Source organism: Xanthomonas cannabis, from assembly GCF_040616535.1.
In the GTDB taxonomy this organism is placed as follows: Bacteria; Pseudomonadota; Gammaproteobacteria; order Xanthomonadales; family Xanthomonadaceae; genus Xanthomonas; species Xanthomonas cannabis.
In genome coordinates this window covers 2,449,629-2,465,990 of the sequence record NZ_CP136580.1, presented here as the reverse complement: position 1 = coordinate 2,465,990, position 16,362 = coordinate 2,449,629, and the positions used below count along the sequence as shown (strand labels likewise).

The following is a 16,362-nucleotide window of genomic DNA, read 5'->3' as shown; positions in this document are numbered from 1 at the left end:
CTGGACGCGGTCATGGTGAGCGTTGGCAGCCGCTTCGGGGGGCGGTCGCTGACCGAGTCGCTGACGCCGGTAGATCTGGTGTCGCGTGAGGAATTGGAGCGTAACGGGCGCGTCGACCTGCTGCAGATGCTCAAGAGTGAAGTGCCGAGTTTCAACATCCCGCGGCCCATCGCGTCCGGTGCGGGCGATTACCTGATGCCGCCTTCGTTGCGTGGCCTGGGGCCGGGCGAAGTGCTGGTGCTGATCAATGGCAAGCGTCGCCATACCTCGGCCGATCTCAACGCGAGCAATGGCATCGGCCGCGGCGACATCTCGATCGACTTCAATGCCATTCCATCGCTGGCGCTGTCTCGCGTCGAAGTGCTGCGCGACGGCGCGGCGGCCCAATACGGCTCGGATGCGATTTCCGGGGTCATCAACCTGAGCCTGGACCGTTCGCTGCAGAGCACCGCGCACACGACCTACCAGACCACTGCGCGAGGCGATGGCGACACCTATGAGGTCGCCGCCGGTACCGGGTTTCGGATCGGCTCCGAAGGCGTGCTGCGCGTGACAGCGGCAATCCAGGACATCGGTGCCACCGATCGATCGCGCCCGGACACTCGTCAACAGTACTTCGGCACGACTGCCACTGGCGCGTTGGTGACGCCATCCGGCAACTTCGGGTCCGGCATCGGCCTGACGCGCGCCAATGGAACGCGCGACCCGCGCGAGGCACGCTTCGACCGCGATGGAGCCGCGTTCCTGGGCACACAGCCCAGCACCAATCGTCAGCTGTTCTACAACCTGGTGATGCCGGTGTCCGATGCGGTGGAGATGTATTCGTTCGGCGGCCACAACCGACTGGATGGCGACATTACCTACTTCTTCAGGCGCGCAGGGCAGGACGAGACCGTTCGTGCGATCTATCCCGATGGCTACAGCCCGACGCTGGATACCGCCATCGACAATACCTCGATCGCTGCAGGGCTGCGCGGGCACGACCTGGCCGGATTCGGCTGGGATCTTTCGACGGTCTACGGCAACAACACACAGGACCTGACCTATGCCAACAGCGTCAATGTATCGCTCGGCGCCCAGTCGCCGACGCGCTTCTACCGCAACGGCGCCGAGTTCGATCAATGGACCACGAATCTGGATCTGAATCGTGAGATCGCCCTGGGGCATGCAAATTCATTGCGGCTGGCGTTGGGTGCGGAATACCGCTACGAGAGGTACCGTCTGTTCACCGGCGCCGAGGAAGGCTACATCAACGGCGGCGTCCCGATCCTGGACGGCCCGAATATCGGTCGCCCATCGATCCCGGGTGCGCAGCCCGGTCCGAGCAACGGGCCGGATGACACTGCGGACCTTGACCGACGCAGCCAGGCTGTCTACGCCGAGGCGGAACATTCGCCGATTGATCGCCTGCTGTTGAACGCTGCCGCGCGCCACGAACACTATTCCGATTTCGGCGACACCACCAATTTCAAGGTGGCCGCCCGTGTGGAATTCAATGCGCTCGTCGCACTGCGCGGGTCATACAACACCGGCTTTCGGGCACCGGCCTTGGCGCAATCCGGCTACAACGCCTCCAACACGCTGATACTCAATGGATCGCAGGCGATCGTGCGGGTGGCCGCAGTGGATACGCCAGCCGCGCGCCTGGCCGGAGCCTCCGACCTGAAGCCGGAGACGTCCCGCAACGTGTCGCTGGGCACGGTCTTTCAGAACGGCAACTGGTCCGCATCGTTGGACGCCTACCATATCGAGCTGCGTGATCGCATCGCGATTTCCTCGACGTTTCAGGATGCTCGCCTTACAAACTATCTGGCCGCCAATGGCCAATCCGGCTTTGCCGCGATCTCCTTCCTGACCAATGCGGTGGATACGACCACCCGCGGCCTGGACCTGGTGGTCAACTACCGACGCGTCTTCGATGAGGGCTCCGTTCTGACCGGCACGTTTGCCGGCAACTACAACAAGACCGAGTTCGATCAGATTGCCGGCACACCCGCGCCGATCGCCGCGTTAGGCATTACGACGCCACTGTTCGACTTGACCCAGCAGCTGCGCTACTCCGACAGCCTGCCGCGGGACAAGCTGATGTTCAATCTGAACTACACGCATGGGCGCGTTGCGGCCAGCATGACGAATACGCGCTACGGCAAGGTCTCCACGGTTGCGATGACGGCCAGGAACGCAGCACAGGTGGCCGCGCTCACGCCCGGCTACGACACCCGCCTGGTCGCCGCCTCTGCCAGCACCTACGATGTGATTCAAACGTTTTCTCCGAAGGTCATCACCGACCTTGAACTGTCCGCACAGGTAACGCCCGCACTGCGTGTCAGCCTGGGCGCACAGAATCTGTTCGATATTTATCCCGACGAAAATATTGCCTCCACGGTGGCAAGCGTCGCGGCGGGCAGCAACGGTTCGGATAACGCAGGGATGCATCCTTACAACGCAACATCGCCCTTCGGCTTCAGCGGACGCACCGTGTTCATGCGCGCCGCCCTGACGTTTTGATTGAGCTGCCAGGTGATGGCAAGTCGATTGGCGCCGCGGACGCCGGTAATGCATCGGACATGGGCGGATTTCGCCTGCGAGGTCGCAGTTCGAAAGCAGCGGTCAGCGCGCTGCAGGCATCCTTGCAGAACGAATTCGGCATTTTCACTGTCGTGCGCAGCGACCTCACCAGCGGCTCCTGCAGCCGCGTGACGCCGCAGGTCTTTACACCGGCCAGTCATCTGCTGGCGTTGGCCGACGCTGTCACGGCGATTGCTGCACGTGCCTGATCGTTGCAGTGCCCGCAGCCGGCCCCTGTGTTGATGGGTGATGCGATGCCGGGCGGCTTGCGTGGAATGCGCTGCCCAGGCAGACGGAGTTTCTGCCGTATCGCGTTCCTGCGACAAGCGGGGCAGACGTGCCGAGCCCCGGCCGTCGTTGTTGACGCGGGTAGGGAGGAAGGCCAGGGACGTTTACTTTGCCAGCCTGCTGAGCAAAGGTGCGGCGGCAGCCACTGCCAGCAGTGCGATTGCAACTCCGATCAGCGCCGTGATCAAGCCGGCACTGTGCGAAACAAATCCGATCAACGCCGGCCCGGCCAGCACCCCTGCGTAGCCAAGCGTTGTCACCGCAGGAATCGCAATGCTTTCAGGCATTGATCGTTGCGATCCGGCCATCGAAAACAACGCCGGCACGATGTTGGCGCATCCCACACCGATAAGCCCGTATCCGACCAGCGACACCTGCCAGAATGCAGCACGCGTGGCGTGTTGTTGCGCGTTGGGCGATGCGGGCATGGTGGTAGACGGCATAGTAAAAAGGGGGAGGGCACTGGTCTGTATCAGGGCGCGACCGCGGAGCTGCGCAGAACCAGCGAATGCGGATGTGCCGCCTCGCGCCAGGCCGGTGGCATCGGTTCGGTGACCGCATCCAGCAGTACATCGACTGCAGTGGTTGCCATCTCCTGGATTGGCTGGTGCACGACCGTGCCGGTAGCCGGCCAGGCGTTCGCCGCTATCGTCATGGCCTGATGACGGCCTGTCGGTCCGGTGATGAAGGTAATCTCTCGGTGCCCCAGTGCGATCAGGTGGATCGTCAGCTCATGCGCCGGTGAGCCGCTTGGCTTCATTGTTTGTTGGCCGCCGCACATTGCGGCATGTGGAGCGAGCACCGGTTTTTACATAATATACATTATGCGAAATGGAGTGAAGGTCTGTTGATTGGCTGTCTACCGGCACCGACATTTCCAACGACTGGGATATCAACGGTGACGACACGTCACCTGCGACGGCCTGGACAGCGTCGCCTGCCAGGCATTGGCTGAAACGCGCCTGGACGTACTTGCCAACGACACGGTACTGGTGCCGAACCGTGCAACGGTCGCCAAGGACGACAAGGCCACCACCATGGCCGGTGCCGCCGTGCGTATCGATTTGCTCGGCAACGACACCGATGCCGACGGTGACCGGCTCGCCACCCTGCTCGTCCGCGCGCCATCCCACGGTAAGCTGTCGCTCAACGCCGATGGCAGCTACACCTACACGCCCGACAAGGGCTGGTACGGCACCGACAGCTTCAGCTACCGGGCGACCGACGGCGATGCACAATCTGGCGTGGCCATGGTGAGCATCACGGTGCAGAAGGTGAACCGCGCAACCACCGCCTAGAGTGCCTCGTTCCAGGTGCAGGAGGACGGCAGCGTGCGGATCGACTTCGACTGCCTGGTCAACGACCCGGACGGCTACGCGCTGACGCTGAGCCTCTCCCATCCGTCGAAGGGGTCTCTGACGCGTAACCGCGATGGCAGCTATACGTATCGCCCGAAGAGCGGCTTCGTCGGTACCGACACGTTCACCTACTCGGTCAGCGACGGCAAGCTGAGCGCAAGTGCGGGCATCACCCTGGTGGTGTCGAAGAACCCGCCCCGCGACAATGCGATGAGCATTCTCGTTGGCGCGTCGGCCTCTGCCGGAAGCGTCCAGGGCGGTGGCTATATCGTGGTCAACCTGGGAGCGCCCAGCCAGCCGGTGATCGACTGGACGGCCACGGCCGGAACATACCCGACGGGACTGGGAAACACTGGATGGGCCGCACTGCTGGGCGGCTCGGCATCGGGGATCGATCTGCTGGTTGCGCAGACAGGCCTGGTGGTACGGCGCGGCTGAGCGATGACCGCCGCCCCGCTGGGCGGCGGCCATTGAAATAGATATCAGAGAAAAGATGTCCCAAGAACCGGAGACCGCCACATGCAAGCCCGTCGATTGCTCGTTATTGCCACCCTGACCCTGGGGTTACTGATGAACCATCCATCCGCCGCACATCAGCCAGTCGGCGACACGCCGCATAACGGCATGTCGCTGCAGGTCCTGGAACGCGCCTATATCGAATCTTATGAGCAGTCCGGTTTCCGGCTGGCTAGCCGCCACAAGCATAAGCTGGGGAATGCCTCCAACAAAATTTGGAAGATCCAACTCGTGTTCCAGTTGAAGAGTGCGCCGAAGGGATCCGACGCGCCTAGCACTACGCTCCGCATCTTGATCAATGGGTCGCACGGATGCGGCTGCCTCATGCGCAGAGATAGCTTCTTGGGGGCCGATGCCAATAGTTCTGATATGGAGGCATATATGCGCGGAGAACGTGCTCTCGTCAAAGCCGATAGGGCCGCGCTGGCAAAGGTGCAGCGGCGATTGGGGTCTAGCATCCCCTACGCAGGTCCGGCCGAACCGTGATGCTACTGCGTCCACGATACACGCGTTCTCGGCAGCAATGGCGATAAACAGACTGCTGGTAAGAGAAGTGTAGCCGAGGCAGGACGCCTGGAGCGCTCCAGTTCCACTCCTGGCATGGTTTGCACCGTTGATGGGTGCAGTCCGAAAGCAGCTCGCCAAACTACTTGCGAGTTGACGGAGCAGGCCGAGTCTCGGCGGCTCGGCCTCTGGCGCAAGCGTCCACGGCGGTGGCTAATTTGTTGTGAACCTCGGAGCATCCAGCCAGACCGTGATCGACTGGACAGCGACGGCGCGAACGTACCCGACGGGGCTGGGGAATACTGGATGGGCCGCACTGCTGGGCGGCGCGGTGTCGGGAATCGATCTACTGGTTGCGCAGACGGGTCTGGTGGTTCGGCGCGACTGAGCGATGGCCGCCGCCCCCGACGGGCGGCGGCCATTGAAATCGTCATAGGGGGCAAGATGTCCCAAGAACCGGAGAACGCTGCATGCAAGCCCGTCGATTGATCCTGATCGCCACCCTGACCCTGGGGCTACTGATGAACCACCCATCCGCCGCGCAAAATCGTCCTTCCGCCACCGCAGTGCCTGATGTCGGCACGTCACAACAGGTTCCGGAAGGTCGGCCTATCCTCCAAGAGTGGACTCATCTCGGCATGTCGATGTGGGCGCTGGAGCGCACCTACATCGAATCTTATGAGCAGTCCGGATTCCGGTTGGCCAGCCGCCATGTGTCGCCACCCCCAGGCGGCTGGGTGATCGAGCTCGTGTTTCAGTTGAAGAGTGCGCCGAAGGGACCCAACGCGCCTGGCACCACGCTGAACATCGCTAGCTTCCAGCCAACCAGATGCCCATGCGGCGTGAGCAGACAAACCTTCAGGTGGGCCGACGTCGGTAGTTCCGATCTGGCAGCGTCCGCACGGGGAGAACGTCTTCTCATCAAAGCCGATACCGCTGCGCTGGCAAAGGTCAGGCAACGGTTAGGGGTAAGCTTGCCCGTTATCGAGCTCACACCCCCAGACGCACACAAGAGAACTGCATCGCCGCTCGCCGAATGATCCTGGCGTCCTCCTGACCCAGGCGTTTCTTGTCCAAGCCGCATACCGCCGCAAAAATTCAGCCAGAAAGCGAGACAGTCAGCGCCCCCTTACACCGCAGGCGCTGGAACGCATCTACGTCGAATCTTATGAAAGCTCCGGGTTCCGTTTAACCACCCGACGCATGGAAGTGCATCCAGCTGGCCGCTGGACGATCAACCTCGCATTCAAGTTGAAGAACGGACCGCAGGGGCCCGATGCGCCCGCGGTCACGTTGACCATGAGGAGCGAGGCAGCGACTGGATGCGCCTGCCGTATGAGCAAGCTAGGCGTGAGGGGCTTTATCAAGCCAGTCCCGATAGGGCGGTGTTCTTGCGAGGAAGTGCCAGCCCGCTACGCCATCCAGCCATCAGGTCACCCCGTTAGCGCGTCACTCCATCGATCACCACGAATGCAGTCCATCCCGTCTCACCTGCCCGGGGCCGAACTGGCTCACCTTGCCCTCCTTGAGCACCACGGCGTAGTCGGTGTGCGTCATGGACACGCGCGTGCGGTGTCGATTGAGATAATTGAACACTTCGAAGGTGCCCAGCCTCGTCAGCACGCGCTGTTCTGGTTGGAACGCGTTCGGCGGAAGCGTCCGAGAAGCTGTCCGCTATCTTTGACGCCTAGGCATCGCCCGTGCCGTGTTGAATGCCAGACACCCTGAATCAATCCGCCACGACAAACGCGCTTTCGGCCTGGATTGCGCGTGGCGTGACAGCAGTTCGCATTGCCGGGCCTTCAAGAAATCGAAGGAAGTGACAGTGCCGGTGCACGCGGCGCAGCGTTCAAGGCTGCCTGATGACGCGTGCAACCGTCTCCTTCAGGCAAAAGCGTTGCATGGCACTGTTCCTTCGTTCGCGGTCCCTGGCACTGATGACGCTCTCGGCTGTCCTTGCAACGCTGACTGGATGCGAAAAACCCGCGGCGTCAGCGGCGCCCTCCCGGCCTACAACTGCGCGAGCGCAGGCGCCGGCCAGCATCCAGTGGCAGGAAGGCAATGTCGACAAAGCCTTTTAAGAAGCCAGGAAGACCGGCAAGCCGCTCTTGATGTACTGGGGTGCGGTGTGGTGCCCGCCTTGCAATCGCCTCAAGGCCGCTACGTTCAAGGATCCGGCGTTCATTGCGCAAGCGCGGCAGTTCGTAGCGGTGCACCTGGATGGAGACCTGGAGGAGGCGCAGGCCGCTGGTGAGCGCTTTGGGATCAAGGGCTATCCGACCATGATCATGCTGCGTGCGGACGGCAGCGAAATCACCCGGGTGATCGGCGACACCACCACGGCCCAGCTCATCCAGAGCCTGCGCGCAGCGACCCAGTTGCCGACCGGCACCAAGCAGCTGCTGGACGCAGCGTTGAAGACTCCGGCATCGCTGAAGCCGGATCAATGGGCGTTGCTGAGCAACTATGGCTGGCTGCTGGACAACCAGTTGGTCGATGCCAAGGACGCCCCCGGCGTGCTCGCCACGCTGGCAAAGACAGCGCCGGAGCCGCATCTGCAACGGCGCTTCGGGTTGTTGGCGGTTCTGGTCGGCAAGCAGAAGCCGGTGGCCTCCGCGGCAACGCAAGCATTGCTGCAGGCCGTGATCGCAGACCCGGCGGATGTACGCGCCAACCTGCACGTACTGAACGCGTATGCCGCCACGCTGGTGGCCGCCGCCACCGACGATGCAGGCGAGCGCGCCGCCTTGTCCAAGGCATGGAATGCGGCATTGGCGCAGGCCTACGCCGACCCCACGCTGCCGATCGTGGACCGCTTGCGCACCGCATCTGCAGCAGTCGACCTCGCACGGTTGGCCCAGGGACAACCCGCAGCATCGGAGGCGACCGGGCCGCAGCCTCCCCTGCCCGCCGACGTGGTCGACACCGTGCATCAGCGCGTTCAGTGGGCGCTGGCAACGGCAAAGACGGCCGAGGAGCGTCAGTCCACCATCGAGGCCGCCGTCGACCTGCTGGTCGATGTGGGCGACAACAGCGGCGCCGAACAGGTGCTGCTGGCCGAGCTGGGGCGCAGCAAGACCCCTTCGTTCTACATGCCTTACCTGGGCCATCTGGCCGAGGAACGCGGCGACCGCAAGACCGCGTTGTCGTGGTTCAAGAAGGCGTACGAAGCCCCAGGTAGCGAAGGCACTCTGATACAGCGAGGCATGCCTTACCTGGATGCCATGATCCGGCTCAGCCCGGACGATGCACCGGGCATCGAATCAGTTGCCACCCAGGTGCTCGGCGATCTGGCCAAGCAGCCCGACGGCTATCTGCGCAACAACCGCAGGCATTTCGACCCTGTCGGCGCATCCCTGCAAGCCTGGAGCAAGCAACATCGTGCGCAAGGCGCTGCGGTGATGGCACGAGTGCACGAGAAGGCCAAAACCCTGTGCGGCAGCAAGACCGATTGCTCGGCCTGGCTGGGCTAGGCCGCGCTAGGCCGCGAGGTCTGCGGCGAGCGCGTCCACGGTGGCGCGTACGACTCATCCCGCCACTGGCATGTACCTCGCAAGTGCGCTACCCACATCGCACTGATGACGCGCCTCGACGGTGGCTGCAGGCACCGCCGCCCTACTCTGCCCATCGTGGTGTGAGCCTATCGCGCTGGCAGCGCATGTCTCACGTCAGATCGTGCAGTTCCTTGCCCAGCACCGGGCCGAGTTGCCAGTCCGAGAACTGCACCTTCAAGCCTTCGCGTTCCGGCGTGCAGGTCATCGGGCCGGCCAGATAACTTGCGGCGACCGGGAACGGGCACAGCCGTACCAGCGGCCAGTAGATGCCGTCCCTGGACGCCTGCAGGCGCAGCACGCCCTTTTCGACGGTGGCGCGCATCCAGAAGTCGGACGGCTCTCCCTCGTAAGGACCGGTGGCCCAGTCCGACCTGCCGTCGGTGAGCACGCTGCTGAGCATGGCGCGGCCGTCGCTTAGCTCGATGCCAGCCTTGACCCACTGGCGTTCGTTGGCGCGGATCATGATGCCGGCCTGGTCGTAGAGTTGATCGAACCGGCCGCGAATGCGTAGCTGGCAGGTGAATGCAGCCGGCGCCGTGAAGCCGAGAAAATGCCCGCTGTCGCGCGTGAAGCCGTAGTGCGTCTCACGCCAGAAGTCCGTGCCCTTGTCGGTCACGACCTCGAGCACGTCGTCGCCCAGCACGCGATGCTGCCTGGGCGCATTGAGCCAGCTGCCCTGCTGCCAGCGGCTGGGCGCTGCTGCGCCTGCACCGGTCGCCATGACCACGCTGCCGGCAGCCAGGCCACCCAGGGCCAGCCTGCGCCCGATATCGATGGGGTGTTGTTCGCAATCGCTCATGTCTGTTCCTATCAAGGTAAGGCTACGCCATGCCATCCGGGGAGCCTCCGCGTCAGGCGCGGAAGCCGATTGCGCCAATTTGTACATCCGTACCAATTGGTGAGTCAACTCTCGATTACCATCACGGCGGTCGATACGTGCGTGGATGCAGATGAGCGGCAGAACCTGGCGCCAGGATCCAAACCGGAAAGAACACATCGAGCTGGCCGCGCTGCAGGTGATCGTGGAGCATGGCGTGGCCGGCACCACCTTCCGCAAGGTCGCCGAGCAGGCGCAGGTGCCCTTGGGTGCGACCACCTACTACTTCGGCTCGATGCACGAACTGTTGATTGCCGCCTTTACGCGCTTTTCTCAGGAGGTCTCCAGCAACTTTGCCGCCGAAATCCGCGCTGCCAGGAACCGCGACCAAGCCTGCGATGCGGTGGTGAACATCATCTTTGCCGACGGCACGGCGTCCCCGCGGGTGCTGCTGCTCAGCTATGAGCTGTATGCGTTTGCGCGCCGTCATCCGGAGATGACCGCGATCATGGAGCAGTGGATGGCACGTAGCCGGTCAGCGCTGGAGCTGCATTTTTCCAAGGCCGCTGCAAGCGCGATCGATGCCTTGATCGAAGGCATGACCATCCACCGCTCGGTGGTGCGCATGACCAAGAAGAGCGTGCGCAATGCGGTGGGGCAGCTTGCCTTGCTGTGACGGCTGGTCAGGCTCGTTGCTGCATGCAAGCGAGGCAGAACCTCGCGGTGCGGTGTGCACCGGCTGACGCACGCACTGCCAGACATGGCCCATCTGGTCGGTAGGGCCGCGTTGCTCGCGAACGGGCCTACACGCGGCGTGTGACCCGTGTGCAGCTGGCCGCTGCGCAACCGGCGATTCTCGCAGTGCCCTGCCCTACCGGTCGCCCGGTTGGCCCGGCATGCGCTGCGTTGCCGCCAAAGCACCGCGACGCCTGCCTCCAGTCAGCACCCGCAGCTGCCAGGGCGATTGCGGAAGCAGTCATTGCCAGGCCGCTGGCGGTGGACGTCGATACACTCAAGCCGCCTCCACCCGCTACAGGTCATCGTTGACGTACCTTTCGCTGTTTGCCCTGTCGTTGATCGCCGCTACCCTGCTGCCTGCGCAATCGGAAGCGGCGTTGGCGGCCTTGTTGCTGGATGGCGGCTCGGTGGTGGGGCTGGTTGCGGCAGCGAGCCTGGGCAACGTCCTGGGCTCGCTCATCAACTGGTGGATCGGGCGCGAGGTGGTGCGCTTTCAGGAGCGACGCTGGTTTCCTGTCAAACCGGCCACCCTGGCGCGTGCGCAGGCGTGGTATGGCCGGTACGGCAGGTGGTCGTTGCTACTGAGCTGGATGCCGGTGATCGGCGACCCGCTGACACTGGCTGCAGGCGTCATGCGTGAGCCGCTGCGCGTTTTCCTGCCGCTGGTGGCTGTCGCCAAGACCACGCGTTACATCGTGCTGGCATGGGCGACGGTGTCGCTCATGCGCTGACCGCAGCACGCGCGTCAGTCGGGGGAGTTCGTCCCCGGAGGCGCGCCGACGGACAGTTAACGCACGCGGCCTATGCTGACGGCGCGCAGCGGGGCACCCGTTGCGTCTCCAAGGACAGTGCATCACGGACATCGCAAAGGAGATCGTATGAAACAACTGCACAGTGTGTTGCTTGCTGGATGCCTGCTCGGCCTGAGCGCCCAGGCCTGGGCGGAGGTCGCCAACCTGACCAACAGCGCCGATGGCGCCAACCGCGATGCGGGCATTGCGGCGGTCAAGAAGAAGCTGCAGGACGCCTGTACGTCGCGTCAGGGCAAGGCCGATCCGGCATCGTTCGAGGTGGTGTTCGAAAAGACCAGCACCAACCCCGACGTCCCCAAGCCGTATTACGTGGATGCCAAGATCAAGTGCGATCTGCCGTAAGGAAGGCGGCGGGCGCGGAGTGAACCTCGGCGCCCGCCGCCATCGCTGCAAGCTGCATGGCGCCGCTGTTCAAAGGGCTGCTGCGCCAGCCGCACTTGCGGCCTGCACCTGTGCGCGTGCCACGTCCAGTGTGTGCATGATCTGCACCACTTCATCCAGGGGATGCAGCGGCGATTGGGTGTAACCCTGGCCGATGTAACGGGCAGCCGCGGTGGCTTGCCACGACAGTCCCTGGTAACCCTTGATGCCGGTCGGGTCGGTCCATTCCACGGCGGCGCCGGCATCCTGGTTGCCGGCAATGTACAGCGTGGTCGGATTATGGAAATCGCCGGCCAGGTCGATACGGCCTTCGGTGCCGGCGACATAGGCACGCGAACTGCTGCGTCCGACGATGGAATTGATCAGGGTGGATTGCGCATGCGCGCCATGCGACAGCACCACGGTCGAGAAGGCATCGACACCGGTCTCGGTGAGCGCTCCCACCGCAGTGATTGCGGTGGGGGCCGCCAGGATCATGGAAGAGAACTGCACGGCGTAGACCCCCAGGTCGAGCAAGGCGCCGCCACCGAGTTCGGGCCGGCGTTGCCGGTGTGCGGGGTCGCTGGGGCCGTGCTGACTCAGGTCGGCAAACACATGCCGTACGTCACCAAGCGCGCCGTCGGCCAGCAGCCTGCGGATCACCGAGGTGTGTGGGAGATATCTGCTCCACATGGCCTCCATCAGGAACAGGCCGCGCGCATGCGCTTCTTCCACCAGCACGCGCGCATCGGCGGCGCAGGTGGTCATGGGCTTTTCGATCAGCACATGCTTGCCGGCACGTAACGCCAGCAGGCCGTGTTCGAGGTGTTCGCTATGCGGCGTGGCGACGTAGACGATATCGATATGCGGGTCTTCGACCAAGGCGTCGTAGCGGTCGTACGCACGGTCCATTGCCCAGGCGTTCGCAAACGCCTGCGCACGCTCGGCACTGCGCGAGGCCACCGCAACCGGACGTTGCGCAGTGTTACGACGCATGGCGCCCACGAACGCCGAGGCGATGACGCCGGGCCCCAGCACGCCCCAGCGCAGCGAGGGCTCGCCCTGGCCAGGCAGAAAAAGCGCGGGCTCAGGTACATGCAGTGACGTCATGGGGATGGGCATCTCTACGGGGATGGCGCGATGCTAACAAACCGGATGAGGTGATCCATGTTGCAGGTAACACCATGCGCGACTGCGTTTACCGCGAGGCGAGCGCGGCTGTAGACCACGGCGGCGCGCTGGCGCTGGCATGCACGCGTTACCCATGCATGACGGCAGTGCGCAGCAACCGCAGGGGGCTTGGGTGCTGCTTCCGAGCCCGTGCAGACAGCATGCCGCAGCTGCGACGCAGTGCCAGCAACCGCCATCAGCGATAGGCATTGGGTTGCAGGACGCGAACAGGCTGCGCCCGACCACACTGCCCCGCCCCTCAGCGCGCTGCGCGGCGCCAGCCTGCATTGATCGCTTCCTGCGGCGAGCAGAAATACCGCTCGCCCTTTGCCGCCGAGATGCTGGTGCGTGCATAGTCGCGCTGGCCCGGCACGTGGAAGATCTTGTTGCCCTTGCCGGAGATGTTGCCCTTGATGGCGCAATGGCCCGGTGCGGGCGGCGATGGCCGCACGCGGGACGCGACCTGGTTGCGTTTGTTGCGCCGATAGTCGGCAGGCATCTGGAAGCTGCCTTGCCAGAGATTGCGCTGTTGCTGCTGGGCGAGGCGCTCGTCGGCGACGAACGCGGTGGCGTACTGGCGATAGGCCACGGCCCAGCCCGAACGTACCATCCAGCGGTTGACCGATTGGCCCTGCATCGTGCATTCGGCAACGGTGCGACCGTAGCGATCGGTCTCCTTCGGCTGACAGCGTACGGTCTTGTCCGTCAGATGGCTGTCCAGTGCGGCAGCGGAGCGACGACCGCACGGCCACGGGCGCCCAAGCTGATCGCTGCACTGCTGCGCACTCTCCGGCGCGTCGATCCCCCACAGGCGGATGCGTTGTTGCGCCACGGTGATCGTGTCTCCATCCGTGACGGTGGCCCGACCAACAATCTCTGCTGCAGCAGCCGGTGACATCAACAGCAGCCCGGCGCCGATCGCCATCAAACATCTCAACACCATCTACAACAATACCCTTGGCGATCGGCAGCACGTCGTCCCGTCGTTGCCGCCTTGTTGCACGTTTCAGCCGAATGGCAATGCCCGGCCATGTCCTGTGCCCGACGCCCACGTGACACTGCCGGCGCGGGGCCGGCACTGTATGTCAATGCGATGCGGATGCCTATCCCCGTCAGCGCGGTTGTGCTCGGCCAGCCGCCTTGAATGGGCCGATGCAACTGCGAGTTACGCATCTCGCCACACGCAGCCGAAACCGTGGGCTTGTCGTTGCGGCACCATCTACCAAAGAGCAATGTTTACTTCAGCAGCAAACACACTACGTCCTGCCGGGCGCGCGTCCAGTGGAGCGCTTGCGTCCTGCCCGGCTACTTGCGGAGCCGGGCAGGCTTGCAGGCGGTGACTTACTGTGAGGCAGGTGCAGCGGCCGCAGTCTCCGGCGTGACACGCCAGATGATGTTGGCCAGATCGTCGGCCACGATCAGTGCGCCGCGCGGGTCCACCGTGACACCGACCGGGCGGCCGCGGGTCTTGCCGTCGTCGCCATGGAAGCCGGCGACGAAGTCGATGGGCGCGCCTGCCGGGCGGCCGTCGCGGAACGGTACGAACACCACCTTGTAGCCCACCGGCGGGTCGCGGTTCCAGCTGCCGTGTTCGCCGACGAACACGCCGTCTGCGAATTTCGCGCCCAGGGCGCTCGACGAGAACGCAACGCCCAGCGCCGCGACGTGCGAGCCCAAGGCGTAGTCCGGCTCGATGGCGGAGGCGACTTTTTCAGGGTCCTGCGGCATGACGCGGGTGTCGACGTTCTTGCCCCAGTAGCTGTAAGGCCACCCATAGAAGCCGCCTTCGCGTACCGATGTCAGATAGTCCGGCACCAGGTTCGGGCCGATTTCATCGCGTTCGTTGACCACGGCCCACAACGCACCGGTGCCGGGCTGGATCGCCAGTGCGGTCGGGTTGCGTAGACCGGTGGCATACGGCTTGTGTGCGCCGGTTGCCGCGTCCACCTGCCACACCTGTGCGCGGTCGACTTCGGCGACCATGCCGCGCTCGGTGATGTTGCTGTTGGAGCCGATGGCCACGTACAGGTAGCGTCCGTCGGCACTGGCGGTCAGCGCCTTGGTCCAGTGGTGGTTGATGGCCGATGGCAGGTCGGTCACCTTGCTCGGCGCGCCGCTGGCCTTGGTCTGGCCCTCGCGATACTCGAATCGCACCAGCGCATCCTGGTTGGCCACGTACAACGCGTCCCCGATCAACGCGAGCCCGTAGGGCGCGTTGAGTTTGTCGGCGAATACGGTCTTCAGTTCATAGGTGCCATCGCCGTCGGCATCGCGCAACAACGTGAGGCGGTCACCGCTCTTGGCCTTGGAGGTGCCCTTGGCCTTGATCGGGCCGGCAATGATGTCCTTGGGCTTGAGATTGGGTGCAGCGCCGCCACGGCCTTCGGCCACCAGGATGTCGCCGTTCGGCAGCACCAGCGTCTGCCGCGGGATGCCCAGGTCGGTGGCGATGGCGGCGATGCGATAGCCCGCCGGAACGGTGGGTGTGCGCTCGCCCCATGCGGTGGGCTCGGCGATCGTCATGTCAGGCAGCACGCCACGGTCGGGTGCAGGCAATTGCGGCGTGGCGCCGTGTTGGTCTAGCTCAGGTGCCTTGCCGCAGGCAGCCAGGGCGGCAGCCAGGGCGGTGACCGCCAGAACACGTGTCGCGCGGTTCATCGTGCACCTCCCATGCGCAGACCCGACAGCCCGGCCCAGGTAGCGACCAGGGCGAACAAGGTGGCAATGCCCGACAGCACCAATGCGGCCGGCATGATGGCCCAGGCGTCGCGCGCATGATGCAGGGCGTCGAAGAACCCCACGATCCACGTTGCCACCAGTGCAATGAGATAGATCACGTTGCGGCTGCCACGCACCAGCCCAACGATGGCCGCCACCAAGGCAAGCGTGGTGAGAACCATTGCGCCAACCAACAGCCACGAAGCGAAGTTGCTCCATTGGATCTGATAGCTGCTCCAGTAGGCGTAGTCGCTGAGCAGTGTGCCCAGGAACAAGGGCCACACACCGCCGAGAACGGCTGCATGGAACGGATGGATGGCCCGATCACGGGTCGGGACAGCGGTTGCATTCATGGCGGACTCATTGGGAACGATGGCGAAACGTGCCCACGATGCTGCCAGCTCGCATGTGACGACCAGGATGATATTGGCGAATCTGCACTGACACGATGCACGCAAGCACAGCAGCCCCATGCGTGGGACCCGCATGCAGTCGGGCTCGGCGCTGCTGCGCACACGACGGATTGTCGGCTGCGGAAGCGTCGCTTGCGGTGACACCGCGACCGACGCTGTGCTTGCCACGACGATGGCATGCAGTGCAGCGTGTGCACGGTTCTCCGAACGCAGCATCCATCAGGCATCTCGGCAGCGAATGTGATTCGCTGATATCGGTGGTCTGTCGATCTGATGCGTGCCTGACGCTGCGATGGCCATGTGCCGATGCACGCCCGCTCACAGGCCGCCACGACCATATGTCCTCGCCTCAGTGCATGCAGCTCGCGCCACTCCCGCATGCGCAAGAAGCCGAGGAAATGCCGGCCGCACCAGTCGCGCAACTTGGATTGGGTGAGATCTTCGTGCACCTGCCGGTACGCTTCCCACAGGCGCAGGATGCCGACGAATTCCGAACGCGCATCGGCAAATATTCCACACCGACGACGCGCTTATCCGGATGCGACA

The 16,362-nt window shown here is 64.1% G+C and carries 17 protein-coding genes and 1 pseudogene; 10 read left to right on the top strand and 8 right to left on the bottom strand.

Going from position 1 to position 16,362, the window contains the following annotated elements:
* Nucleotides 1-12 precede the first annotated feature (12 nt).
* Together RZV17_RS10480 and RZV17_RS10475 are read left to right on the top strand one after the other, a co-directional pair.
* The gene (locus RZV17_RS10480) at nucleotides 13-2,508 is read left to right on the top strand and encodes a TonB-dependent receptor domain-containing protein (protein ID WP_199680079.1); all 2,496 of its coding nucleotides are present in this window, start codon (nucleotides 13-15) and stop codon (nucleotides 2,506-2,508) included.
* A gap of 122 nt (nucleotides 2,509-2,630) precedes the next feature.
* A complete protein-coding gene (locus RZV17_RS10475) occupies nucleotides 2,631-2,777 on the top strand; it encodes a hypothetical protein (RefSeq protein WP_158255450.1) in 147 nt (48 codons plus the stop codon).
* A gap of 183 nt (nucleotides 2,778-2,960) precedes the next feature.
* Here RZV17_RS10475 and RZV17_RS10470 read toward each other — a convergent pair.
* Nucleotides 2,961-3,236 (bottom strand): annotated as a pseudogene (locus tag RZV17_RS10470) (MFS transporter); the annotation flags it as partial.
* A gap of 92 nt (nucleotides 3,237-3,328) precedes the next feature.
* Nucleotides 3,329-3,616: a hypothetical protein gene (locus RZV17_RS10465; RefSeq protein WP_355603216.1), complete on the bottom strand. Its 288-nt coding sequence runs from the start codon at nucleotides 3,614-3,616 to the stop codon at nucleotides 3,329-3,331.
* A gap of 187 nt (nucleotides 3,617-3,803) precedes the next feature.
* On the opposite strand from RZV17_RS10465, the gene RZV17_RS10460 reads away from it, so the two are divergent.
* The 4 genes from RZV17_RS10460 (at nucleotide 3,804) to RZV17_RS10445 (ending at nucleotide 6,274) form a co-directional block, all read left to right on the top strand.
* Nucleotides 3,804-4,154 carry an Ig-like domain-containing protein gene (locus tag RZV17_RS10460; protein ID WP_355603214.1) on the top strand — a complete coding sequence of 117 codons (351 nt, stop codon included), beginning with the start codon at nucleotides 3,804-3,806 and terminating at the stop codon, nucleotides 4,152-4,154.
* 33 nt (nucleotides 4,155-4,187) lie between these two features.
* Entirely contained in the window at nucleotides 4,188-4,652 is a 465-nt protein-coding gene (locus tag RZV17_RS10455) for an Ig-like domain-containing protein (RefSeq protein ID WP_139015216.1), read from the top strand.
* A gap of 81 nt (nucleotides 4,653-4,733) precedes the next feature.
* Nucleotides 4,734-5,216 carry a hypothetical protein gene (locus tag RZV17_RS10450; protein WP_355603210.1) on the top strand — a complete coding sequence of 161 codons (483 nt, stop codon included), beginning with the start codon at nucleotides 4,734-4,736 and terminating at the stop codon, nucleotides 5,214-5,216.
* Between the two features lie 488 nt (nucleotides 5,217-5,704).
* Nucleotides 5,705-6,274, top strand: a complete 570-nt coding sequence (locus RZV17_RS10445) for a hypothetical protein (protein ID WP_355603207.1) — start codon at nucleotides 5,705-5,707, stop codon at nucleotides 6,272-6,274.
* A gap of 421 nt (nucleotides 6,275-6,695) precedes the next feature.
* On the opposite strand, the gene RZV17_RS10440 is transcribed toward RZV17_RS10445, so the two are convergent.
* On the bottom strand, nucleotides 6,696-6,857 hold the full coding sequence (locus tag RZV17_RS10440; protein WP_184384527.1) for a hypothetical protein: 162 nt from the start codon (nucleotides 6,855-6,857) through the stop codon (nucleotides 6,696-6,698).
* A gap of 488 nt (nucleotides 6,858-7,345) precedes the next feature.
* On the opposite strand from RZV17_RS10440, the gene RZV17_RS10435 reads away from it, so the two are divergent.
* Nucleotides 7,346-8,707 (top strand): thioredoxin family protein, encoded by a 1,362-nt coding sequence (locus RZV17_RS10435; protein ID WP_355603204.1) that lies wholly within the window; start codon nucleotides 7,346-7,348, stop codon nucleotides 8,705-8,707.
* A gap of 190 nt (nucleotides 8,708-8,897) precedes the next feature.
* Here the strand turns inward: RZV17_RS10435 and RZV17_RS10430 are convergent, their stop codons facing one another.
* Nucleotides 8,898-9,509: a DUF1349 domain-containing protein gene (locus tag RZV17_RS10430; protein ID WP_355609305.1), complete on the bottom strand. Its 612-nt coding sequence runs from the start codon at nucleotides 9,507-9,509 to the stop codon at nucleotides 8,898-8,900.
* Nucleotides 9,510-9,738: 229 nt separating this feature from the next.
* On the opposite strand from RZV17_RS10430, the gene RZV17_RS10425 reads away from it, so the two are divergent.
* The 3 genes from RZV17_RS10425 to RZV17_RS10415 all read left to right on the top strand — a co-directional run bounded on the left by RZV17_RS10425 (nucleotide 9,739) and on the right by RZV17_RS10415 (nucleotide 11,497).
* Nucleotides 9,739-10,281: a TetR family transcriptional regulator gene (locus tag RZV17_RS10425; protein WP_355603201.1), complete on the top strand. Its 543-nt coding sequence runs from the start codon at nucleotides 9,739-9,741 to the stop codon at nucleotides 10,279-10,281.
* A 367-nt stretch (nucleotides 10,282-10,648) separates the two neighbouring features.
* A complete protein-coding gene (locus tag RZV17_RS10420; protein ID WP_047695124.1) occupies nucleotides 10,649-11,074 on the top strand; it encodes a YqaA family protein in 426 nt (141 codons plus the stop codon).
* A gap of 147 nt (nucleotides 11,075-11,221) precedes the next feature.
* A complete protein-coding gene (locus tag RZV17_RS10415; RefSeq protein WP_039414552.1) occupies nucleotides 11,222-11,497 on the top strand; it encodes a hypothetical protein in 276 nt (91 codons plus the stop codon).
* A gap of 69 nt (nucleotides 11,498-11,566) precedes the next feature.
* Here the strand turns inward: RZV17_RS10415 and RZV17_RS10410 are convergent, their stop codons facing one another.
* The 4 genes from RZV17_RS10410 to RZV17_RS10395 form a co-directional block, all read right to left on the bottom strand.
* Nucleotides 11,567-12,625, bottom strand: coding sequence for a Gfo/Idh/MocA family oxidoreductase (locus tag RZV17_RS10410; protein WP_355603197.1), 1,059 nt, complete (start codon nucleotides 12,623-12,625; stop codon nucleotides 11,567-11,569).
* 319 nt (nucleotides 12,626-12,944) lie between these two features.
* Nucleotides 12,945-13,628 (bottom strand): thermonuclease family protein, encoded by a 684-nt coding sequence (locus RZV17_RS10405; RefSeq protein ID WP_355603195.1) that lies wholly within the window; start codon nucleotides 13,626-13,628, stop codon nucleotides 12,945-12,947.
* 398 nt (nucleotides 13,629-14,026) lie between these two features.
* Entirely contained in the window at nucleotides 14,027-15,343 is a 1,317-nt protein-coding gene (locus RZV17_RS10400; RefSeq protein WP_355603192.1) for a sorbosone dehydrogenase family protein, read from the bottom strand.
* Nucleotides 15,340-15,756, bottom strand: coding sequence for a hypothetical protein (locus tag RZV17_RS10395; protein WP_166748598.1), 417 nt, complete (start codon nucleotides 15,754-15,756; stop codon nucleotides 15,340-15,342). The genes RZV17_RS10400 and RZV17_RS10395 overlap by 4 nt, the downstream gene beginning before the upstream one ends.
* Between the last annotated feature and the right edge of the window lie 606 nt (nucleotides 15,757-16,362).

Excerpts from the sequence above, each read along its gene's own strand:
- RZV17_RS10480 (WP_199680079.1), top strand. The coding sequence starts at position 13 with ATGGTGAGCGTTGGCAGCCGCTTCGGGGGGCGGTCGCTGACCGAGTCG.
- RZV17_RS10465 (WP_355603216.1), bottom strand. The coding sequence starts at position 3,616 with ATGAAGCCAAGCGGCTCACCGGCGCATGAGCTGACGATCCACCTGATC.
- RZV17_RS10450 (WP_355603210.1), top strand. The coding sequence starts at position 4,734 with ATGCAAGCCCGTCGATTGCTCGTTATTGCCACCCTGACCCTGGGGTTA.
- RZV17_RS10445 (WP_355603207.1), top strand. The coding sequence starts at position 5,705 with ATGCAAGCCCGTCGATTGATCCTGATCGCCACCCTGACCCTGGGGCTA.
- RZV17_RS10435 (WP_355603204.1), top strand. The coding sequence starts at position 7,346 with ATGTACTGGGGTGCGGTGTGGTGCCCGCCTTGCAATCGCCTCAAGGCC.
- RZV17_RS10430 (WP_355609305.1), bottom strand. The coding sequence starts at position 9,509 with ATGGCGACCGGTGCAGGCGCAGCAGCGCCCAGCCGCTGGCAGCAGGGC.
- RZV17_RS10425 (WP_355603201.1), top strand. The coding sequence starts at position 9,739 with ATGAGCGGCAGAACCTGGCGCCAGGATCCAAACCGGAAAGAACACATC.
- RZV17_RS10415 (WP_039414552.1), top strand. The coding sequence starts at position 11,222 with ATGAAACAACTGCACAGTGTGTTGCTTGCTGGATGCCTGCTCGGCCTG.
- RZV17_RS10410 (WP_355603197.1), bottom strand. The coding sequence starts at position 12,625 with ATGACGTCACTGCATGTACCTGAGCCCGCGCTTTTTCTGCCTGGCCAG.
- RZV17_RS10405 (WP_355603195.1), bottom strand. The coding sequence starts at position 13,628 with ATGGTGTTGAGATGTTTGATGGCGATCGGCGCCGGGCTGCTGTTGATG.
- RZV17_RS10400 (WP_355603192.1), bottom strand. The coding sequence starts at position 15,343 with ATGAACCGCGCGACACGTGTTCTGGCGGTCACCGCCCTGGCTGCCGCC.
- RZV17_RS10395 (WP_166748598.1), bottom strand. The coding sequence starts at position 15,756 with ATGAATGCAACCGCTGTCCCGACCCGTGATCGGGCCATCCATCCGTTC.